Annotated in this window: 16 protein-coding genes; 10 read left to right on the top strand and 6 right to left on the bottom strand. The window is 39.5% G+C overall.

Going from position 1 to position 20,403, the window contains the following annotated elements; all coding sequences use genetic code 11:
* Positions 1–10: 10 nt before the first annotated feature.
* From LPB68_RS16895 to LPB68_RS16925, 7 genes are all read left to right on the top strand, one after another.
* Positions 11–709, top strand: a complete 699-nt coding sequence (locus LPB68_RS16895; protein WP_068661148.1) for a pseudouridine synthase — start codon at positions 11–13, stop codon at positions 707–709.
* Between the two features lie 230 nt (positions 710–939).
* Positions 940–8,037 carry a pullulanase gene (locus LPB68_RS22395; protein WP_082865840.1) on the top strand — a complete coding sequence of 2,366 codons (7,098 nt, stop codon included), beginning with the start codon at positions 940–942 and terminating at the stop codon, positions 8,035–8,037.
* Positions 8,038–8,154: 117 nt separating this feature from the next.
* Positions 8,155–8,424 (top strand): NifU N-terminal domain-containing protein, encoded by a 270-nt coding sequence (locus LPB68_RS16905; RefSeq protein WP_082865841.1) that lies wholly within the window; start codon positions 8,155–8,157, stop codon positions 8,422–8,424.
* Positions 8,425–8,605: 181 nt separating this feature from the next.
* Positions 8,606–8,809, top strand: a complete 204-nt coding sequence (locus LPB68_RS23465; protein ID WP_232510315.1) for a DUF3934 family protein — start codon at positions 8,606–8,608, stop codon at positions 8,807–8,809.
* Between the two features lie 333 nt (positions 8,810–9,142).
* Positions 9,143–9,973 (top strand): FUSC family protein, encoded by an 831-nt coding sequence (locus LPB68_RS16915; protein ID WP_082865850.1) that lies wholly within the window; start codon positions 9,143–9,145, stop codon positions 9,971–9,973.
* A 71-nt stretch (positions 9,974–10,044) separates the two neighbouring features.
* Positions 10,045–10,707 (top strand): spore coat protein, encoded by a 663-nt coding sequence (locus LPB68_RS16920; RefSeq protein ID WP_232510316.1) that lies wholly within the window; start codon positions 10,045–10,047, stop codon positions 10,705–10,707.
* Between the two features lie 63 nt (positions 10,708–10,770).
* Positions 10,771–11,151 carry a hypothetical protein gene (locus tag LPB68_RS16925; protein ID WP_068661154.1) on the top strand — a complete coding sequence of 127 codons (381 nt, stop codon included), beginning with the start codon at positions 10,771–10,773 and terminating at the stop codon, positions 11,149–11,151.
* A gap of 101 nt (positions 11,152–11,252) precedes the next feature.
* Here LPB68_RS16925 and LPB68_RS16930 read toward each other — a convergent pair whose 3' ends face one another.
* Genes LPB68_RS16930 through LPB68_RS16955 form a run of 6 tightly spaced genes read right to left on the bottom strand, consistent with a single transcriptional unit; the run spans position 11,253 to position 17,561 of the window.
* On the bottom strand, positions 11,253–12,035 hold the full coding sequence (locus LPB68_RS16930; RefSeq protein WP_068661155.1) for a Cof-type HAD-IIB family hydrolase: 783 nt from the start codon (positions 12,033–12,035) through the stop codon (positions 11,253–11,255).
* Positions 12,036–12,053: 18 nt separating this feature from the next.
* Positions 12,054–13,106, bottom strand: a complete 1,053-nt coding sequence (locus LPB68_RS16935; RefSeq protein WP_068661156.1) for an ABC transporter ATP-binding protein — start codon at positions 13,104–13,106, stop codon at positions 12,054–12,056.
* Positions 13,096–14,853: an ABC transporter permease gene (locus LPB68_RS16940; RefSeq protein WP_082865844.1), complete on the bottom strand. Its 1,758-nt coding sequence runs from the start codon at positions 14,851–14,853 to the stop codon at positions 13,096–13,098. The genes LPB68_RS16935 and LPB68_RS16940 overlap by 11 nt, the downstream gene beginning before the upstream one ends.
* A gap of 18 nt (positions 14,854–14,871) precedes the next feature.
* Complete coding sequence (locus LPB68_RS16945; RefSeq protein WP_068661157.1) at positions 14,872–15,918, bottom strand: ABC transporter substrate-binding protein; 1,047 nt, start codon at positions 15,916–15,918, stop codon at positions 14,872–14,874.
* A 22-nt stretch (positions 15,919–15,940) separates the two neighbouring features.
* Positions 15,941–16,801, bottom strand: coding sequence for a Cof-type HAD-IIB family hydrolase (locus LPB68_RS16950; protein WP_068661158.1), 861 nt, complete (start codon positions 16,799–16,801; stop codon positions 15,941–15,943).
* 25 nt (positions 16,802–16,826) lie between these two features.
* Positions 16,827–17,561 (bottom strand): MBL fold metallo-hydrolase, encoded by a 735-nt coding sequence (locus tag LPB68_RS16955; RefSeq protein WP_068661159.1) that lies wholly within the window; start codon positions 17,559–17,561, stop codon positions 16,827–16,829.
* A gap of 229 nt (positions 17,562–17,790) precedes the next feature.
* Here LPB68_RS16955 and LPB68_RS16960 point away from each other — a divergent pair, with 229 nt between their 5' ends.
* From LPB68_RS16960 to LPB68_RS16970, 3 genes are all read left to right on the top strand, one after another.
* Positions 17,791–18,738, top strand: coding sequence for a sugar-binding transcriptional regulator (locus LPB68_RS16960; RefSeq protein ID WP_068661160.1), 948 nt, complete (start codon positions 17,791–17,793; stop codon positions 18,736–18,738).
* Between the two features lie 112 nt (positions 18,739–18,850).
* Entirely contained in the window at positions 18,851–19,363 is a 513-nt protein-coding gene (locus LPB68_RS16965; RefSeq protein WP_068661161.1) for a hypothetical protein, read from the top strand.
* A 96-nt stretch (positions 19,364–19,459) separates the two neighbouring features.
* Positions 19,460–20,380, top strand: coding sequence for an aldo/keto reductase (locus tag LPB68_RS16970; protein ID WP_068661162.1), 921 nt, complete (start codon positions 19,460–19,462; stop codon positions 20,378–20,380).
* Positions 20,381–20,403: the final 23 nt, after the last annotated feature.

The following is a 20,403-nucleotide window of genomic DNA, read 5'->3' on the forward strand; positions in this document are numbered from 1 at the left end:
TGAGAGTTATATGAGAATTAATAAATTTATAAGCGAGACGGGTTACTGTTCAAGACGTGCGACCAATCGTTTAATTACAGACGGAAGGATTACAATCAATGGTGTTATTTGTGAACCAGGAGACGAGGTTGCTCCAGGGGATACCGTACTTATCGATGGAGAGTCCATCCCTAGTAAGGAAGATCCTGTCTATATTGTGCTCAATAAGCCAGTAGGGATCACTTGTACTGCAGCATCACATGTATCCGGAAATATCATTGAATTCGTAAATCATCCTTCGCGCATTTTCGCTATAGGTAGATTGGATAAAGCATCAGAGGGATTAATTATACTCACGAACGATGGGGATATTGTCAATAAAATGATGCGTTCTGAGAATGGTCATGAGAAGGAATATGTGGTAACTGTAGATAAGATTATAGCAGAGGAGTTCTTACATCAAATGTCTAATGGTGTAGATATACTTGGTGTGACAACAAAACGATGTGCAATGCTTAAGCTCAATGACTATGAGTTTCGCATTATCCTAACCCAAGGCCTCAATTTACAAATTCGCAGAATGTGTAAAGCTCTTGGCTATAGAGTCCTAAAGCTTGAACGAATTAGAATTATGAACATTACGATAGATGGTCTAGAACAAGGGCAGTGGAGAGATCTTACAGATGAGGAACTTCGACTATTATACATCCAATTAAACGTAATAAAGTAAATAATTATAAATAAATGAATTGACGCTTAGATGAAAGCATTATACTATATACATGCAAACGTTTCCACAAGTGTGTATGGTTACCATTTTCGAGAATTACAAAAAATCTGCACCAAGTACGGACTATCATAAATGTAGTGCTTTCATTAACATAAGAATAAAAGGGGGGAATCTGTCTTTTTGTGCAATCGTTTGCAGAATTGTGAATAATAATAGGGAGTGTTGCTCAAATGAAGTTATTGATTACATGGAAGAAAATGTTGTCCATCTTCATGATTCTTGTTCTTGTTATTTCAAGTATCGGATTAATACCTTCACAAGCTATTGCATCTACTCCAAGTGAAGTTGTCATAGTTAGTGATTTACAGACCGACATTGGCGATGCTGACAATGGGTCTCCTGCTGACGCAAGTGCCATGTACGAGGACGATTATGACAATGTGAATTCAGTTACCAAGGTTGTTTATGCGGTTGACAATGTTGATGTTGTACCAGCTGGACATCTTAGAGTCCATTACAACAAAGTCGACGGGAATTATACAGATCTTGGATTATGGTTATGGGGAGATGTCGCTTTAGAATCGAGTGGCTGGTCATCCGGAGCAACACCATTCCCTTCTGGTCAGTTAGATAGCTATGGTGCTTATGTTGATGTTGAATTAAAAAGCCTAGCAAAAAGTATTGGTGCGATCGTGGTTAATCGGATAGATGGGACAAAAGATGGTGGCGATAAGAATATAACGATTACGACACCAGAGATGAATGAAATATGGCTCAAAGAAGGATCAGATCAAGTGACTCCTTATGAACCGGTTAATATTCCTGTCAATACAGTGCGGATACATTATCAAAGAGCAGACAATAACTACAGTTCTTATGGTATTTGGAATTGGGAAGATGTAGCTACACCTTCGGATGGTTGGTCAACAGGTGCTACTCCATTTCCAGCTGGGCAGATAGATAAATTTGGTGCATATGTTGATATCCCACTTACAGATCATGCGAAGAAAATTGGTTTCTTTGTAGTGAATCGCACCTTAGGTGATGATAAAGAGGCGGACAGAAGTTTTAATCTATTGGATAAATACAATCAGTTGTGGATCAAGCAAGGAGATAGTAACGTATACGTTTCTCCATTTGGAGAAGTACCTGTCGGATTGTTATCCGCAGAAATACTATCGGATAGTAAAATACAAATTGGATTTACAATGACCGAAGGTTTAGACGAGGCTACATTAAAGAATGGGTTAAGCATTACAGACAAGAATGGTGACAACGTAACGGTCAATAGTGTTCAAATCACGAGTCCAACAGCGGTTGAAGTCATTACAACACCATTTCTATTGGAGAATGCTCCATTAAGTATCACCTACATGGGGAGAACTGTAAGCGCTAACACAGGCTGGAGAATGATCGATGAGATGTATCATTATGAAGGTGATGATCTTGGAGCAACTTATGAAGCTGGAAGTGCTATATTGAAGCTCTGGGCTCCCAAGGCAAGTTCTGTAGTTGCGAACGTATATGATAAAGATGATTCTACGAAACGCTTAGGTAATATTCAATTAACCCAAGAAGACAAGGGTGTGTGGTCTACAGTCATTGACCCAGTTGATCTGGTGGGTACCAGTGTGACCGATCTGAAAGGATACTTTTATCAATATGAAGTAACCAATAACGGTGTGACCAAACAAGTGCTTGATCCTTACGCCAAATCTATGGCCGCCTTCAAAGCGAATACGAAGGGTGAAGTAGGTCCTGATGGAGATGCTGTAGGCAAAGCTGCGATTGTAGACTTGAATGGATCAGACCCTGAAGGTTTTGATTTTGCTAATATTGATGGCTATGAACAAAGAGAAGATGCAATCATATGGGAAATCCATGTTAGAGACTTCACATCGGATCCCTCTATTGAGGAAGATTTGAATAGCGCAACATGGGGGTCTTTTGATGCCTTCAAAAGTAAGCTTGACTACATTCAATCCCTAGGTGTTACTCATGTTCAATTACTTCCAGTCATGGCTTGGTATTACGGTGATGAGACAGTGATGGACTTAAGAGAACTTGAATATTCAGCTCAATATAATGAATACAACTGGGGTTATGACCCACATAACTATTTCTCGCCAGATGGCGCATACTCTGAGAATCCCGCAGATCCTGAGCTTAGAATTAAAGAATTAAAAGCGATGATTGATGCCATTCATGATGCCGGAATGGGTGTCGTCCTTGATGTTGTATACACACATATGGCTAAAGCCGATTTCCTGGATGATATCGTTCCTGACTACTATGCGTTCCAAGATGCGAATGGAAATAACATTGGTGGGTTCGGGAACAATCTAGCCACTAGTCATAAGATGTCTGAGAAACTAATGGTAGATTCCGTAAAATACTGGTTTGATGAATATAAAATAGATGGTATGCGTTGGGATATGATGGGTGACGCAACCTATGATGCCGTTCAGAATGCCTATGATGCAGCGTCGACAATTAACCCCAATGCTTTGTTTATTGGTGAAGGCTGGAGAACATTCGGAGGTGCAGCATCAGATCCCTCATTAGCAGGTAAAGGTGCAGATCAGGATTGGATGGATAAAACAGATAGCGTCGGAGTATTCTCTGATGAGATTCGGAATGAATTGAAATCTGGCTATGGTTCCGAAGGTGAACCAAGATTTATCACCGGTGGGGCACGAGATATTAATAGTATCTTCAGTAACATCAAGGCACAGCCAAGCAATACTGCTCAAGATGACCCGGGCGATATAGTTCAATATATTGAGGCACATGATAACCTTCCATTATATGATGTCATAGCGCAATCCATTAAGAAGGACCCTTCCATTTCAAAGAACGATTTGGAAATTCATAAGCGAATAAGACTTGGAAATATGTTGGTCCTTACATCCCAAGGTACGGCCTTCCTCCATGCAGGTCAGGAATATGGTCGAACCAAACAATGGCAGGGAGCAGGATTACCAGAGCAGAAATTTCATGAACTAGAAGACGAGACTGGTCAGTCGTTCGGATACTTTATCCATGATTCCTATGATTCCTCCGATGCGATCAATATGTTTGATTGGGAGAAAGCAACAGATGCAATTCAATATCCCGAGAATCATGTAACGAAAGAGTATACTGCGGGATTAATTGAGCTAAGAAAATATACAGATGCATTTAGATTAGGTGAAAAGTCATTAGTAGACTCGAATATTACTTTAATCTCAGCACCTGAGATCAAATCTAGCGATCTTGTAATTGCTTATAAGAATAAGGCAACGGATGGAAGCGGTCATTATTATGTCTTTGTGAATGCAGATCACACGGCAAGAACGCTCACGCTCTCAGAAGATTTATCAGCAGGAATGGTTGTGGTAGATGATGATGAAGCAGGAATAGTTGAGGTTCAAACGAGATCAGGATTTTCACTAACGAGTAACTCGATCACGTTAGAACCTTTATCAGCAGTCATTATCAAAAAAGATGCTACAGCAGCGCAGTTTGAATCCCTCGAAGTGGATCAAGCGAACTATTCTTTAGCGGTTGGGACTACACATCAGACAGCGATATATGCGAAGTATGATGATGGTAGCCAAAGAACGGTAACGAATCAGACTACTTACGTTTCAAGTGATAATCAGGTGGCTACTGTAACTGCGAGAGGTCTCGTGAAAGGAGTAGCGCCAGGTACTGCAACGATTACAGCGACTTATGGTGGTATTACGGTCAGCATAACTGTTACCGTGACAACGGAATCTGTTAACGACAAGCGTTATGTTCAATTCAATTATATTCGCCCAGATCAGGATTACAGTGATTGGAACCTTTGGGTATGGAACACTGGTGTTAAGAATGATCAGATCGATTTCGAGAAAATAGAGAATGGTGTAGCAACGGTGATGATTGAAGTCGCGCCGCAAACTACGAGTGTTGGGTTTGTTCTCCGCAAAGGAACAGACTGGAACACCGCTAAACAGGATATTCCAGATGATCGCATTATTTCCGTATCACCTGGAGAATCATTCACCAAAGTAAAAGTCATCAGCATGGTTAAAGAACTTGATGTCCTACCTAGCATTACAGGACCAATTCTATATGACGGTAATATTACGTTTATGTATAGAGACGATATTCTTTTCAAGAATGGTCAGCTGGATGCCATTACTGATGTGAAGGTTAAAGTTAATGGAGCTGAATATCCAATGACTTATGATCCAGCTAAGGAATGGTTCACTTATACGTTGACCAATGTGGACAGTGGTTCTTATGAGTATACGTTCTTGATAACGAAGGATGGAACAACGACCGAGATCACGGATCCACATCATACTACAAATGGGAAATCGACTGTGGAGTATTCTATCCCTGTGGTGACGATTCAATCATCGGTTAAACCTTTAGTGATTGTTTCTAATAAGAATGCAGTACTGACACTTCAAGTCTCATCAGAACAATCGATAATTTACAAGGAAGCCTATATGGATCTTACGTCATTGGGTGGCCCTGCGAAAGTTAAGTTTGATACGGAACTCATGGCTCAGACGATTGCAGTAAATGATTCAATTGCGCCAGGATCTAAAAATATTCCGCTCACACTGGTGGATCAATTCGGTAATAAACATACACATATTGCGATTGTAGAAGTTACGAAGAGAACGGATCCAATAGGTGAACTTGATTTCGATTGGGACGAAGCACGCATTTATTTTGTGCTGACGGATCGTTTCCAAGATGGTGATACAACAAATAATGTCGATGTTGATACAAATCACCTTGAAGCTTACCACGGAGGTGACTTTAGAGGTCTGATCGACAAGCTTGATTACTTGGAGCAATTGGGGATCAACACACTGTGGATTACGCCAATCGTTGACAATATAGATTTCAATAAGGGTGTAGATTTTAACAGTAAACAATATGGTTATCATGGTTATTGGGCTAAAGATTTCACAAAAATTGATGAACATCTGGGAGATCTAGAGACCTTCAAAGAATTAATCGATACAGCTCATGATAAGGGCATTAAGATCATGGTTGACGTTGTTCTAAATCATACTGGATACGGGTTAAAAGCCGATGACACCAGACCTGGAATTACTCAGGAAGACAAAGACCGATTCAGTAATATGTTGAGAACAGATGGAATCTCTGCAGATGAAGATCCGATTAAAGGGGAATTAGCCCAACTTCCAGATTTAATGACAGAGGATGCAGCTGTTCGCCAACAAGTGATTGATTGGCAAGTAGGTTGGTTGGATCGTACTAGAACGAAACGTGGGGATACGATTGATTATTTCCGTGTAGATACAGTGAAACATGTTGAAGACACGACATGGAAAGCGTTCAGAAATGCGTTGACTACGATTGACCCGGATTTCAAATTAATTGGTGAATACTTCGGTGCGACTGTTGATAGTGATGGAGGTTCGCTCCAAAGCGGTCAAATGGACAGTCTTCTTGATTTCAGTTTCAATGATCGAGCTAGAGAATTCGTGAATGGAAATATCGAATCAGTTGAAGCATATCTAGCTGCTCGTGATGCACAACTGGATAACACAAAAACGATGGGGCAATTTCTAAGTAGTCATGATGAAGATGGATTTCTATCCGATTTTGTGGGTGGGGATAAAGGCAAGCTGCAAATCGCAGCAACGCTACAGATTACATCCAAAGGACAGCCCGTTATTTATTATGGAGAAGAATTGGGACGCTCAGGAAAGAATGCAAGAGATATGAGTAAAGGAGAATTTAGCGAGAATCGTGCCGATATGCCATGGGATCAGTTGGAAACGGAAAAAGCTCTGCATGACCATTATAAGAAATTGTTGAATATCCGTGCGAAGTATTCCAAACTATACTCCAAAGGAACACGGTCGTCTCTTGTAGCTTCGGATGAAGAGGGATATATGGCATTCAACAAAAATGTGGTTAATGAAAATATCGTTACAGTCATTAATACGAAGGTAGATAAGAAGAGTGTTACCATTAGCGTTCCGTTCAAGGCTAAGAGTCAAGTGAAGGACGAGTACAGTGGTACGGTATATACTGTAACGAATGATAATATGGTGAGTTTTAATCTTCCTGGTATAAATGAGGGAGGAACTGTTATTCTTGCGGCTATTTCATTGGTTGATCCTCCCGTAAATCCACCGGTAGATCCTAACACATCGGTAGGTACTTCGATAAATAATGGAGATGTAACTAGTAATACAATCACTCAGAGAATCGTTAATGAAGAATCGCTGAAGAATGGTAAAGAGAAAGTAATCATTGACCTTGGAGTAAAGGAAAATGGTGTTCTACTTCCGATAAAAGCAGCAGATATGATGGGATTCAAGTCGATTGAAATCAAAAAAGGAGATATTGTAATTGTGCTTCCTTCATTGTTACTAAAAGCATTACAGCAATCGATCCCTTCCGAGAAATCTGAGGGTGCTCTCATATCCTTTACGATGGATGAGATGCTACAAGCTTCTGCGGAAGCCCTTTTACAGAAATCGGGTAACTCAACCAATACGAAGCTAAAATTGGCAAGTAAAGTGTATGAATTCAAGTTGTCAGTTAAAACAAAGGATGGAAAAGAAGTTAAGATAGACAAATTCCTAACACCAATAAAGATAGGATTTAATGTTAATCATTCTGTTGATGAGAAACTGTTGGGTGCATATTTTATTACGGAGAATGGAGAATTGGAATACGTTGGTGGCAATTTAGAAAACGGCAAGTTCCAAGCGGATATCTATCATTTCAGCAAGTATGCCGTATTAGAATTCAACAAATCATTTATTGATTTGGAAGGGCATTGGGCTCAAAATGCAGTTAAAGAATTAGCGGCAAAGCATGTCATAGAAGGGATAACCGATAGTGAGTTTGATCCTGAGCAGAGATTAACTCGTGCCCAGTTCGCGACTATGCTTGTGCGCGCTTTGAATTTAGAGTCTGAAGGTGATGCAACGACCTTTAAGGATATCGATAGTAACGCTTGGTATGCTACTGAGGTAGCCATTGCGTACCAACATGGTCTGGTAAAGGGGAAGAATGATCTTACCTTCGCACCTCAAGAACGTATCACACGAGAAGAGATGGCTGTAATGATACTTCGAGCCTATTCATTGAGTAAAGGGACTATTAATCTTCAGGAGGATTCAACCTCTGAGTTTATCGATGAACAACAGATTAGTTCATGGGCTATTGGAGAAGTTAAAGCAGCTACTTCATTAGGATTAATGCAGGGACAAAGCAAGAACATGTTTATGCCTACAATAGATTCAAGCCGAGCAGAAAGTGCACAAGTCATTGTAAATCTACTTAATATCATTCGGTAAAATATGATCAAGAACTTTCCTATTTTCCTTTTGAGATGGGAAGGTTCTTGAATTATTTAGAGAGGGTTAGTAAGGTTAGTCACAACATGATACAATGTCATATAAAGGAGTGATAACATGGCAATTCAAATTCATATTCAAGATACACCCAATCCGAATTCAATTAAGATCAACACAAACGAGACGATCTTTGAAGGTCCTAGAAGTACATCTTTGAAAAAGGGTGATGTAACAGATCATCCCTTGGCTAGCGCATTACTGGCAATTGAAGGCATAGACAATATATTTGGTATTAAAGATTTTGTAACCGTTAGTAAGCTACCGGATGCAGAATGGGAAGACATCCGCCCTCAAGTGGAAGAAGCATTTAAAGTTGTATATGGTTGAAACTAATCTTCATGCGAGAAGGTAAAATTGGACCCGTCTACACATCAGTGTAGGAAACGGGTCTTTCTCGATTTATATATCAAAATGTGCATTTAAATGAAATTGCCGTGAGATTAAAAAGATAATTTCAGGTAGAAGATGGTATAATACTTCAGAGTAACAGAGACATTGGAGTGATGATATGGCTAAAGCTAAGGGTGGTACTGGTAGAGGAACAGGAAGTAAGGGCTGGACTCGCTGGAACAAGACTGATAAAACAAAAATAGTGAAGAAGAACTACGGAGCTATCCGTGCTGCAGCGAAAGAAGCGGAAAACGCCAAATTGAATAATCGTAAAAAGGTCGATAACGAAGCTGAAAAGGTGAATAAAAAAGACCTTTCTTAAAATTACTAATGTTTAAGGTGAAAAGCCCCTTGAGGAATTAATTTTCCTCAAGGGGCTTTTTTAAAATATAAGAAAGTATAAGTTTTACGCTATACTTTATATCTTATATTTCTCGCTTAAACACTTACCGTCCTTATAAGGACGGTAAGTGTTTATACTTGTCTGGGGTATGTGCTCGAAATAATCACGGAAGATATGAGCCCAGTCAACTACTGGGAAGATAAGAGATGATCGAGAGATACATATGTACTTGTGAATCAATTGGCTAAGAAGTATAATGGCATCTCTTCTAGAATGAAAATGTGAGGTGATTATGTGCTGCAAGGGATAGGAATGCGAAATATAAAAACAGCTATAGCCATACTGGTGTGTTTAATTATTGCAAATTTATTAAAATTAGAATATCCATTTTATGTAACGATAGCTACGGTGATCTCCATGGAAAATTCAGTTACCAATTCGTTCACAGCAGGTAAGAATAGAATTATGGGTACATTACTAGGTGCAGGAATCGGTTTGTTCTTCGCCACACTTGACCCTGAGAATGTGTTGTTGTGTGCGCTTGGTATTATACTCGTGATTTACGGATGTAATCTACTGAAATGGAATAAATCCATTTCGATTGCTAGCATTGTATTTCTTGCTATTATGTTAAATTTAGATGGAGACACTCCATTATATTATAGTCTAAATCGTATCATCGACACATTGATTGGAGTAGGTGTTGCCATTGTGGTTAATTACTTTGTGTTTCCACCTAAACATGAAGTAAATATCCATCATGCACGGAAATTATTATCCAAGGAGACTGTCAGTATCATGGAGAGATTAGTCTCTAATGAGGACTTGGATCTGAAGAAATTAAAGGCTTATTTGAAGAAATTAGAGAAATATCTAGATATATCGAAAGAGGAATTTCACTTGGGAAATGATGGTGATGATTCAGAAGAAAAGATCACGGAGGAGTACCAATCCTATAAGCTGATCTATGAGCATTTAAAAATGATTAGAAGATTAGATGAAGAGCTCATACATAATTCGGATGATTCTCAATTTATTATTTATAATTATCATATTAATCGGATTCAGAATGAATTGGAGAAGCTAGGATTAACTCTTCCATATGGAATGGATATGAAAATGAAGATCGGATTATTTCCATGAATAAAAATGCCTCGAAACACTCAACATAAGTTAGGTTGCGCAGTATCTAAATCAATTGAGGAGGTTTTTTAATGCAAAATCAGAATCTAGGTCAACAGAATCAAATGGGGAATCAACCGATAGGTATGCAAAATCAGCAAATGAATCAAAACCAAAATCAGAATATGAATCGGGGAGGCCATGAACTTCTAGATATGCACGAATTATTATCATGTACAATCGGCATTCTAGACCAAATGGTGATGTTTAAACCTATGGTTCAAGATCAAGAGTTCCTATCTATCATGGATCGTCAATACAACTTCATCAGTTCTCAGTACAACCTAACGGTAGAATGCTTTACAACTGGCAGTAAACCTAGTCAGGACACCTCTAAATATATGATGAAAGAATCAGCGAACCAAATCAAATATGGTCTTACATCAAGTCAGCCTGATAAACCGATTCAATCTAGTAACCAAATGAAGGAAGCACAGATTAGCGGACTTTTAGTAGGTGCCCTTAAATCTGCTGCTACTCATATGACAATGACAGCGAATGAAGTGACCAATCCTGTACTACGTCGAGTAGTGGCTTCACAAGTTGAGAATTACATCGAAATGGCTTATGAAGTGTTCTTGTATCAGAACAAGCATGGTTATTATCAGGTTGCACAATTGGATAATAGTGATGGACAACAGATGTTGCATGCTTATGCTCCAACTACAGGACAACCGCAAATACCTATTCAATAAGAAGCATATTTTCACATGATGATTAGTGGGTAATTTTATAGTGATTCAATGAACAAGTAGACCTTGGAGATAACCACGGGTCTACTTGTTCTATTTGGTATAACTGTGGGGAAAAAAATTAAAGTTATTCTATCCCTAACAATTAAGGTGAAAATGGAATATAGTGGGGATGTTGAAGCAGAAGCAACCGAATATCTTAACCAGATGGGTTCGCTATCCCCTATTGAAATGAGTTGTGGAAAATTGTTATCCCTGAATAATGAAGACATCTTTAAATTACATCTTCGTGATTTGCAAAATGAAGCAGAACGATTTAGAATCGCACAACAAATGATGACTAGCCAAAGAAAGGTTTCGAGATTAAATCGTAACTCTCAACAATCTATTAGAGAAAAAGGATCAATCTTCAAACAAATTTTCAATGTTGGGAGACGAATGTTCTAACGGTGAAAATTCTAGTTCCGATAACAGCGAGAACTAAATAGAAGGCATCTCTTCACATGCGAAGGTATGCCTTATTTCTGTTTAATAATGATATGTTTAATCTAGAGAATCAGTCCCATCATCCTTAGACCATTAGCAATTCCATCTTGATCCACATCGGTTGTCACAAATTGGGCTAGCCGCTTTAATGATACTGGTGAATTACCCATGGCAACACTATTACCAACATATCGAAACATTTCTATATCGTTTAGATTATCTCCAAAAGCGTATACTTCATCAGGTGAAAAGCCCAATTTGGCAATTAATTGTGCAATACCAATTGCTTTTGAACCTCCTGCAGGAAGAACATCCATAGCGTATGGATGCCAACGAACAAATTCAAGACCTTTAAAATGATTGCGGTAGTTTAACTCTTCGTCTTCTGTACAAAATAGCATGGCTTGATAGATCTTACGATTGATATGGAACTGCGGATCATATTTAGGATGTTCATGTTGTAATACAGCGATACATGTCTCGATACGTGAATGATAAAGAATGTTACTGCGCATTGATTCTTGATTCAGATAAACTAAAGGATGATGGTTGCCTATTGCAAATTGTGAAAAAGAACTGAGTAATTCGCTCTCAATTGGATTATGATATATTAATTCTCCCTTTAATATGACGTATTGACCATTAAATCCAACGTATGAATCAATTTGAAGCTCTTCCGCCAGATCATCAATCATAAAAGGGGAGCGCCCTGAAGCTATCGCAATCTCGTGTCCATCTCGTTGTAAAGCTTTAATTGCATTTTTGGTGGATGAGGGAAGTCTCTGGTGTTGATCTAATAGAGTTCCATCAACATCGAAGAAGATCATACGCCGTGTATTTATCATGAATGGACCCTCAAATTCTTAAGCATAATGATAGTTCGGAACTGGCATATTAATAGAAACTTTATCATTTAACTTAAAAGGTAAAGGAGAGATAACTTCCCACTGCTGTCCGGTAGATAGAACATCATAATAGAATTCCTTACCTTGAAACTGCACATTCACGATTTCACCGGAGAGACCATTAACTTGTGCAGGTGAGAGTTGGAATTGATCAGGTCTAACTGGGTAAAGCCCATTGGATTTGAAATAACCTGCTACTTCATTTCCCGGCCATTGTAGAACCGATTCTGCACCATCGGGGATGAAATGCTCATGGTCCCAGCGCCCTTGAATAAGATTAGCTTTGGACACAAATTTTGCAACAAATTCTGTTTGTGGATTCAAGTAGATTTCTTGGGGAGTTCCTACTTGTTCGATCTGACCGTCATTCATCACTACAATTCGATCAGCCATAGCTAAGGCCTCACCTTGATCATGCGTGACATATACGATTGCAGAGCCCGTCTGCCGATGAACGGATTGGATTTCACGCCGCATATCCATGCGTAGCATTGCATCGAGACTGCTTAGAGGTTCATCCATTAGTAGGAGGGAAGGTTCCGATGCAATTGCACGAGCGATCGCAACACGTTGTTTCTGTCCCCCAGATAATTCATGAGGCATCCGTTGAGAAAGGTGGGCTAAGCCTACTAGTTCAAGAACTTCTAAGATCCTTGACTCTTCGTTCTCACGGATCGATTGAGGAGTCTCTTTGTGATTGCGGATTGGAAAGCTCACATGCTCGGAAACATTCATATGCGGCCAGAGTGCGAAGCTTTGGAATACCATTCCAATGCGTCTCTTTTCAGGAGGAATGCTGGATTTAGATGTTGCAACAATAGAACCATTCATAACAATCTCTCCAGAGGAAGGGTGCTCGAATCCTGCGAGCATGCGAAGTAAAGTGGTTTTTCCACATCCAGACGGCCCTAAGATAGCTATGAATTCTCCATCTGCGATACTTAGATTAATCGATTTCAACGCCGAATAATTTCCGAATGTCTTACTGATATCTTTTAATTCAATACTCATGATTTACTCCTTTGCGTGATAATAATTTTTGTATAAGTTGCAATAGACCTGTCCCAACAACGATAAGAAACACAATTAAACTAGATAATGCAGTCGAATAAAGAGTATCTCCAGCTTGTTCAAAGCTGAATATGGTAACACCAATGGTCTGTGAGCGTGAAGAGTATAACAGAGCGGAAACTGTTAACTCAGTCAGAGCTGTTAGAAAAACAAGAATCGCTCCACTTAGGAGTCCTGGTAGTAGTAAGGGTAATAGAATAGAAACCCATTTTCGCCATGGACTGGCCCCAGAGATTCTAGCCGCTTCATCCATGGAAGTATCGACCTGCATAAATGCTGTAACACCAGCCCTAATCTGTAAGATTAGGAAGCGGCAGACGTAAGCTATGAATAACATGCTAGTCGTTCCATAGATACCGGGATTCCATCCTGGTATAGGTTCCATCCAGACTAGAATCATGGACAATGCAAATACGATACCCGGAAGTGTGTAAGGTATTGAAATAGCTAGCTCCGCAAATTGAATCAGTTTTGATGGTTTGCGTACACGAATATACGCGAACAATGAACCAACAATCAAACAGATGATAAGTGTACTCAATGCAAGCATGAGGCTATTTTGAATGGATTGCCAAATCTTTGGATTGTTGAAAAGGATATATTTATAGTTCTCCAAGGTCACATTATTCATGCTTAAAGGTCGGCCATAGGCTTTTTTTAATGAGAGTGAAATCATTGAGAATAAAGGAACGATCGTAATGAATATAAGGCTGGACCACAGGAGCGGATTTATCCATAACCGATGTTTCCCTAAATCATAACGCGGCTGACTATCCAGCCGTGCCGTATCATCTGTCTTACTTTTTCGGACAGAGAGCCATTGAAGCATTGTCCCTGCGACGGCGATCAGGCCTAATAGGACAGAGAGGGAGGCACCACGTGCAAAAGCAGAGGGACCAAAACCAATAATTTCCTCATAAATGAGCGTACTGAGCACACTAATATTTACAGGGGTGCCCAAGAAAGCGGGAATACCAAAGTTATCAAGTGATGCCAGGAACACGAGCAATCCTCCTGCTGTAATTCCTGGTAGTGCAAGTGGAAGAATAATTTGTGTAAAGTTTTTGATCCGACCAGCACCACTAGCTTTCGCTGCCCATTCTAAGTCTCGAGGGATTCTTTTTAGTACATTGACCGTAAATAAATAGACAAGTGGAAAATGGTGAATACCCATGACGAAAATGATTCCGCCCATACTATACATACTCCATGGCTTAGCCTCCGAATGGAAGAGTTGTAGAAATGAAGCTATGAGTCCTTGAGTACCCATAAAGGAAGACCAAGATAAGGTAAGTACATAAGATGGAAGTACAAAAGATAATAGGATAAGTAGATGTAGCAGTTTTTTATGCTTGATATTCGTATATGCCATAATCCAAGCTGCTATAATGCCCATGATTAAAGACAATACCGTTGATGCGATAACGATGATAAATGTATTCTCTAAGGTCTTCCAAAAGCGAACCTGCTGTAATAATTCTATATAGTGACTAAAACTAAAACCTGTCTCCACTTTAATGCTCAAATAGAGCAGTTTACCAATAGGGAGAACGAAGAAAAAAAGTATAAGGATAATACCAAGAAGCTTAGCTGTTTTTCTGGTTAAAAAAGAAAAAGGAAGGAGGCTAGATTTTAGTCTACCCTTATCCAATGTTTGTTGTTTATCATCTGTAGTTATGACATCCATAAGTAATCGCTCCGCTCATTAGTTTCCAAATAACTCAGTAAATTGTTTTTTGTCGGCTTCGCGTTCGTTCGTTAATATGGCAATATCTCCAGACAATAGGGTGAGGTCAGATATACCTTTCAATCCTTCAGGTGGTGCAACTCCTTCACGGACCGGAGTGTATCCAATTTCAGCGGCAAGCTTCTGTCCATCTTCTGATAGGACGAAATCAACAAATGCTTTTGCAGCATCGATGTTATCCGTGTTCTCAATAATACCGATAGGTTCCGTGATAATTGGAACGCCTTCTTCAGGATAGCTTAGATCAATAGGTGATCCTTTCGCTTTCTCACGTGCAACCATATAATCGACCACGATGCCATAGTTCTTCTCACCACTAGCTACAGATTTGAGTACTGCACCATTTCCTTTGATGACTGACATGTTGTTTACTTTTAATTTCTCTATGAACTCCCAACCGAAACCATCAGTGCGTGAGAATACACCGATGTTATAGGCTGCTGCACCAGAATAAAGCGGGCTTGGCATGATTGCAGCATCTTTAGCTTCTTCTGTGGTCAAGATTTGCCAAGAAGTTGGTAATGTAGATACTTTATCTGTATTCGCTGCGATAATAGTGGCAATGACCTTTGTTCCTGTATACATTCCATCGGAATCCATTAGTTCATCAGCTATTTGCTCTCTCTCTGGAGATTTGTAGGCAGCCAGAAGATTTTGGCTCTTCAGACTTTCGAATGTAACGGCATCAGCGAGTAGAAGTACATCTGCTTGAACTTGCCCCGCTTGTTTCTCTGCTTGAAGTTTTGCTGTTACCTCTTCAGTACCGGATCTGAAAGTCTCAACAGATACATCTGGATATTTCTTATTAAAGGCTTGTACTAATTTAGTAGCATCTTCTTCAGGTTGAGAAGTATAGAAGGAAAGTTGGCCAGATATAGAAGTCGATGATGAATTCACAGCCTCTTCGACTTTATCCGTCTGCTTAGATGCTTGATTCCCTGAGCTACAACCAGTAAAGATCAACATAGATACCAATACAGCAAGAACTGAATTTTTCCTCAACATATTCGATTGCTCCTCTAATAAATTAATTTGGATTTATTAACTTAAGTACTGCTTCTGCTACACCATCATCTTGATTACTACTCGTAATACGGTTTGAAATTTGCTTCACATGTTCTTCAGCGTTACCCATGGCTATTCCCAGTCCAGCCCATTTCAACATTTCAACATCATTATCATAATCGCCGATCGCAGCAACTTTAACGCTGGGGATCTGATGCTTAAGGCATAAATGCTCTAGTGCTGATCGTTTGCTAACACCGAAGGCATTCACGTCAAAGCGATGGCTCCCCGTTCTTGTTATCATAAACAGATTCCATGACTGAAGTTCTGCAATCAGCATGTCAAGAAGATCGGTATGATCGCATAAGATCGTTGCTTTATAAATAGGCTCTGTACGTTTTTGCAGAAATTCTCTCAAGTCATCAACAGGTTCTACTTGAATGTAGTTGATCTGATCTTGATAATTCTCAACTGTCAGAGGCTTGTCAGGAATAACTACAACATTAGCTAACGGCCATTTCGAGTTGACATGGTTCAATTCACTGACATAGAGAACGTTATAGCCATACAGTTGTATGTAAGCACCATGGCTTTCTATAAGCTCAGTTAATGAAATGGTATGTTGTGCTGATAGAGGTGTACTTGATATTAGTTCACCTGTATCTTCATTGACAATAACAGAGCCATTAAGTGCAATTAGTGGAAAATTCATTTCAGTTGCCCTAGCATGTAGCCATACTGAGGCAGGAAAACGACCTGATGCAATGGTTAGTCGTCTACCGCTATTTCTCCATGCGGTTAAGGCGTGATGGACATTGGGAGTTATCCGTTTGTCTGAATTAAGCAATGTACCATCCATGTCTAGCGCTAATAATTCGTACATTAATTGTTCTTCCCTCTCCATTCGATTATAAAGTATACATTTGGGCCGTATTGGGAAGTTCAACGGGACCCCCGAATGCAATACTTGCTGATCTCTGCATAAATTCTAAATCACCATCCCCTGGTAAATGGACCAAGATCAACTTTTTAACATTAGCTTTGCTAGCAATACTTCCAGCTTGACTCGCATTCATATGTCCTATGCCGGTCGTATGCATGCTTCCTTCACAGATTGTCGCTTCACATAGAAAGATATCTGCATCTTTAGCTAAATCTACTAGTGATTCGCAATAGGATGTATCTCCAGAATAGACGAGTACCTTTCCTTTATATGTTATCCTGATCGCATAACATGGAATGGTGTGTAATACAGGGACAAACTCAACTTGTGCACCAGCGATCAGGACCGTTAGATTAGGCTCTATAACGGTAATAGTTGAATGATCTCCGTATAACATATCAAGCATATTGGCTGGCTCTGCTGGTGCGTACAAGGGGAGAGTTTTATTCATTCTTCCGGTACGAATTGCGCCTGTTACAGCGTACTGGAGAATGCCCATATCTGCTGTATGATCATGATGTAGATGAGAGAGAATCACAGCATCAAGCTTTTCAACATGGGTATGTAGGACTAACTTACTCATGACACCACTGCCACAATCGAGAAGTATTTGCCCCTCACCCGTGTCTACTAAATATCCTGCAGTTGCTCCGCCTGCTGAAGGATAACCTCCCCAGTAACCTAAAATTTTGACTTCCATGGTTTCACCTCTAACATGCGTTGTTTCTTTCGTTTACAATTGTTCCGGTACAAAACAATTGTAAACGGGTTTTGTTTTTCTACGATTAAGTTAGTGTTAGATTTATGTAAATTATTGTTTCGAAGCTTCTGACAACTTGACGATTGTGTTTGAGAAAAATTATAGTAAGGTTCATGTTAGAGTAAATGAGTTGAGTTTTTTCAAAAAATGAACAAGAAGGCGGACCGATATGCTAAATACTGATGATAAAAAAATGATCATCAAGATATGTAAACTTTATTACTATGAATCATGGACACAGGAAAAGATTGCAGAGAAATTTAATGTGTCGCGTCCTTTTATTTCTAAAATGATTCAGAAAGCACGCGAGGTAGGTATTGTTGAGATTCTCGTTCACGATGACTCCCACCAAACATATGAACTTGAGAAAGGTATTGAACAGATGTTTAACCTGAAACAGGTATTAGTTGTACCTACGAGGGATTTAAATAATGAATTGGTGACAAGTGCTGTAGGTAAAGCAGCAGCACAATTTGTTCAGAAGTTAATTAAGGACGGCGATCGAATCGGAGTGTCATGGGGTAATACACTATATCATATGGTTAGAGAGTTCCCGCTAGAGAAAAAAGGAAATGTAAAGGTAGTTCCGCTTGTGGGGGGAACAGGTAATGAACGTACCGAAATACATTCCAATCAAATTGCATATGAAATGGCCAAGAAACTTGGTGGGAAATGTGAATCTCTATATGCACCATCCATTGTAGAAACGGAACAGCTAAAAGAGCAAATTGTACGTCTTCCTAATATAGCATCCGTTCTAGCAGAAGGAGAAAAGGTTGATCTAGCAATTGTGGGGATTGGGAATCCGTATTCGATGTCCACGATGGAGCGATTTGGATATTTGACCGAAGAGGTATTGGATGAGTTGAAAGAATTGGATGTAGTAGCAGATATCAATTCTCGCTTTATTAATAGGGAAGGACATATGGTTAGTCATTCTATTAATAATAAAGTTATCGGTATTGGACTAGAAAGTCTAAAACAAACCAATAATGTTGTTGGTCTTGCTTTTGGATTGCATAAAATTGATTGTATAAAGGCTACTCTAAAAGGTGGATATATCCAAATGCTTGTTACAGATGAGGCAACAGCGAATAAAGTAATTAACGATCGTTAAGATCATTGTTAGGATGAAATAATCTGCTTGTGTAGGGTATGATATAATCACATCACGAGAAAATTCCATTTACATTTGAAATACATAACCTATAAAAGGACGCGGAGGACACATGTTATCATTTGAACAGAAACTGCAGATATTAGAATCTTTTCCTGAATTACAACGAAAGAATGTATCGCTAGGACGTGTGAATTTTCTTTACGAAGAGAGCCAAAGTGAGAAAAAAACAATTGCTCTTCATTTTCATCCTAACGGTAATGGGTTCATCTATACAGGTCTTACACTGGATTATGATATGGATGAGAAAGGGTTCGTGAATATTCGTGAATTTACAGCTGAGCAATTAAAGTTAATCGTGGAGGACTCCATTCGTACACTATCAACCAACGATGAGAGGAACCCATCTACTGTAAATAGTGATAGCGTGAATCCTAGCAACGGCGATTATTACTTCCATGAGGCTGAAGAGTGGAAGAATGATGACGAGGAGATTCTCTCTCTCAAACGGGACGATGATCTGTGGTACATCTTCACTGGAATGAATATTGAAATGGTGTTTGGAACGCAACAAGAGGCAGAGGCGTACTTGCGTGATGAGGGGTTCACCTGTGCAATGGATTAACATGTCAATGACTATTGGAGTTTACTAATGTATATTGCTCCTAATCATATGTAGGAGTAGTATGAAGGTTATACCAATAATATACGAGGTGACAACATGAAATATAGACGTTTAGGAAAAACTGATTTAAGAGTTTCGGTAGTAGGTATAGGAACATGGCAGTTTGGTGGAGATTGGGGTAAAGACTTCACGCAATCTGAAGTGGATGACATTCTGAATTGTGGTAAAGACGTAGGTATTAACTTGATTGATACAGCGGAGTGTTATGGACCTCATCATATGTCAGAGACTTTTATAGGTGATTATTTATCGCGGCATTCACGTCAAGAATGGGTCATCGCATCGAAATTTGGACATCATTGGGAAGATCAATGGGAGAACGCATGGAATGTAGATCAAGTTCGACGACAATTGGATGAGTCATTGAAAGCGCTACAGACGGATTATTTGGATTTGTATCAATTCCATTCTGGTTCGGATGAAGTATTCAATAATGATGATCTATGGACATTGCTAGATAAACAAGTACAAGCCGGAAAAATCCGTAATCTAGGTATTTCTATTGGAAGTAATGACAACATATATCAAACAGCAAAAGCGACAGAGTTGAACGCTAAAGCGATTCAAGTCGTATACAATCGGTTGGATCAGAAGCCGGAGGAGCAAGTGTTTCCTTCGTGTCTAGAACATGACCTTGGTGTACTTGCCAGAGTCCCACTTGCCAGTGGATATTTGAGTGGAAAGTATAAGCCCGGTGCCGTATTTGACGATAATGTTAGACAAGGGCATCAACGTGGCGAGATTGATGCGAAGTTGCGTCTTGTTCAAGAGATTGCACAGACTGAAGTTCCCGAAGGTGTTGATATGGCAAGTTGGGCATTAGCATGGTGCTTGAAGCATCCGGCTGTCAGTTGTGTTATTCCAGGCTGTAAGAGTGTGGAACAGGTGAAAGCTAACGCACATGCTGCATCACTTGAGATGGTACAAGAGAATCATCGGAGTGCTTGGAGGAACTAAGGATAAGGGTAAACCATGATTTA

This window comes from Paenibacillus crassostreae (assembly GCF_001857945.1).
GTDB lineage: Bacteria > Bacillota > Bacilli > Paenibacillales > Paenibacillaceae > Paenibacillus_AQ > Paenibacillus_AQ crassostreae.

Excerpts from the sequence above, each read along its gene's own strand:
- LPB68_RS16940 (WP_082865844.1), bottom strand. The coding sequence starts at position 14,853 with ATGGATGTCATAACTACAGATGATAAACAACAAACATTGGATAAGGGT.
- LPB68_RS16970 (WP_068661162.1), top strand. The coding sequence starts at position 19,460 with ATGAAATATAGACGTTTAGGAAAAACTGATTTAAGAGTTTCGGTAGTA.
- LPB68_RS22395 (WP_082865840.1), top strand. The coding sequence starts at position 940 with ATGAAGTTATTGATTACATGGAAGAAAATGTTGTCCATCTTCATGATT.
- LPB68_RS16930 (WP_068661155.1), bottom strand. The coding sequence starts at position 12,035 with ATGATAAATACACGGCGTATGATCTTCTTCGATGTTGATGGAACTCTA.
- LPB68_RS16960 (WP_068661160.1), top strand. The coding sequence starts at position 17,791 with ATGCTAAATACTGATGATAAAAAAATGATCATCAAGATATGTAAACTT.
- LPB68_RS16945 (WP_068661157.1), bottom strand. The coding sequence starts at position 15,918 with ATGTTGAGGAAAAATTCAGTTCTTGCTGTATTGGTATCTATGTTGATC.
- LPB68_RS16955 (WP_068661159.1), bottom strand. The coding sequence starts at position 17,561 with ATGGAAGTCAAAATTTTAGGTTACTGGGGAGGTTATCCTTCAGCAGGC.
- LPB68_RS16895 (WP_068661148.1), top strand. The coding sequence starts at position 11 with ATGAGAATTAATAAATTTATAAGCGAGACGGGTTACTGTTCAAGACGT.
- LPB68_RS16965 (WP_068661161.1), top strand. The coding sequence starts at position 18,851 with ATGTTATCATTTGAACAGAAACTGCAGATATTAGAATCTTTTCCTGAA.
- LPB68_RS16950 (WP_068661158.1), bottom strand. The coding sequence starts at position 16,801 with ATGTACGAATTATTAGCGCTAGACATGGATGGTACATTGCTTAATTCA.
- LPB68_RS16935 (WP_068661156.1), bottom strand. The coding sequence starts at position 13,106 with ATGAGTATTGAATTAAAAGATATCAGTAAGACATTCGGAAATTATTCG.
- LPB68_RS16905 (WP_082865841.1), top strand. The coding sequence starts at position 8,155 with ATGGCAATTCAAATTCATATTCAAGATACACCCAATCCGAATTCAATT.
- LPB68_RS16920 (WP_232510316.1), top strand. The coding sequence starts at position 10,045 with ATGCAAAATCAGAATCTAGGTCAACAGAATCAAATGGGGAATCAACCG.
- LPB68_RS23465 (WP_232510315.1), top strand. The coding sequence starts at position 8,606 with ATGGCTAAAGCTAAGGGTGGTACTGGTAGAGGAACAGGAAGTAAGGGC.
- LPB68_RS16915 (WP_082865850.1), top strand. The coding sequence starts at position 9,143 with ATGCGAAATATAAAAACAGCTATAGCCATACTGGTGTGTTTAATTATT.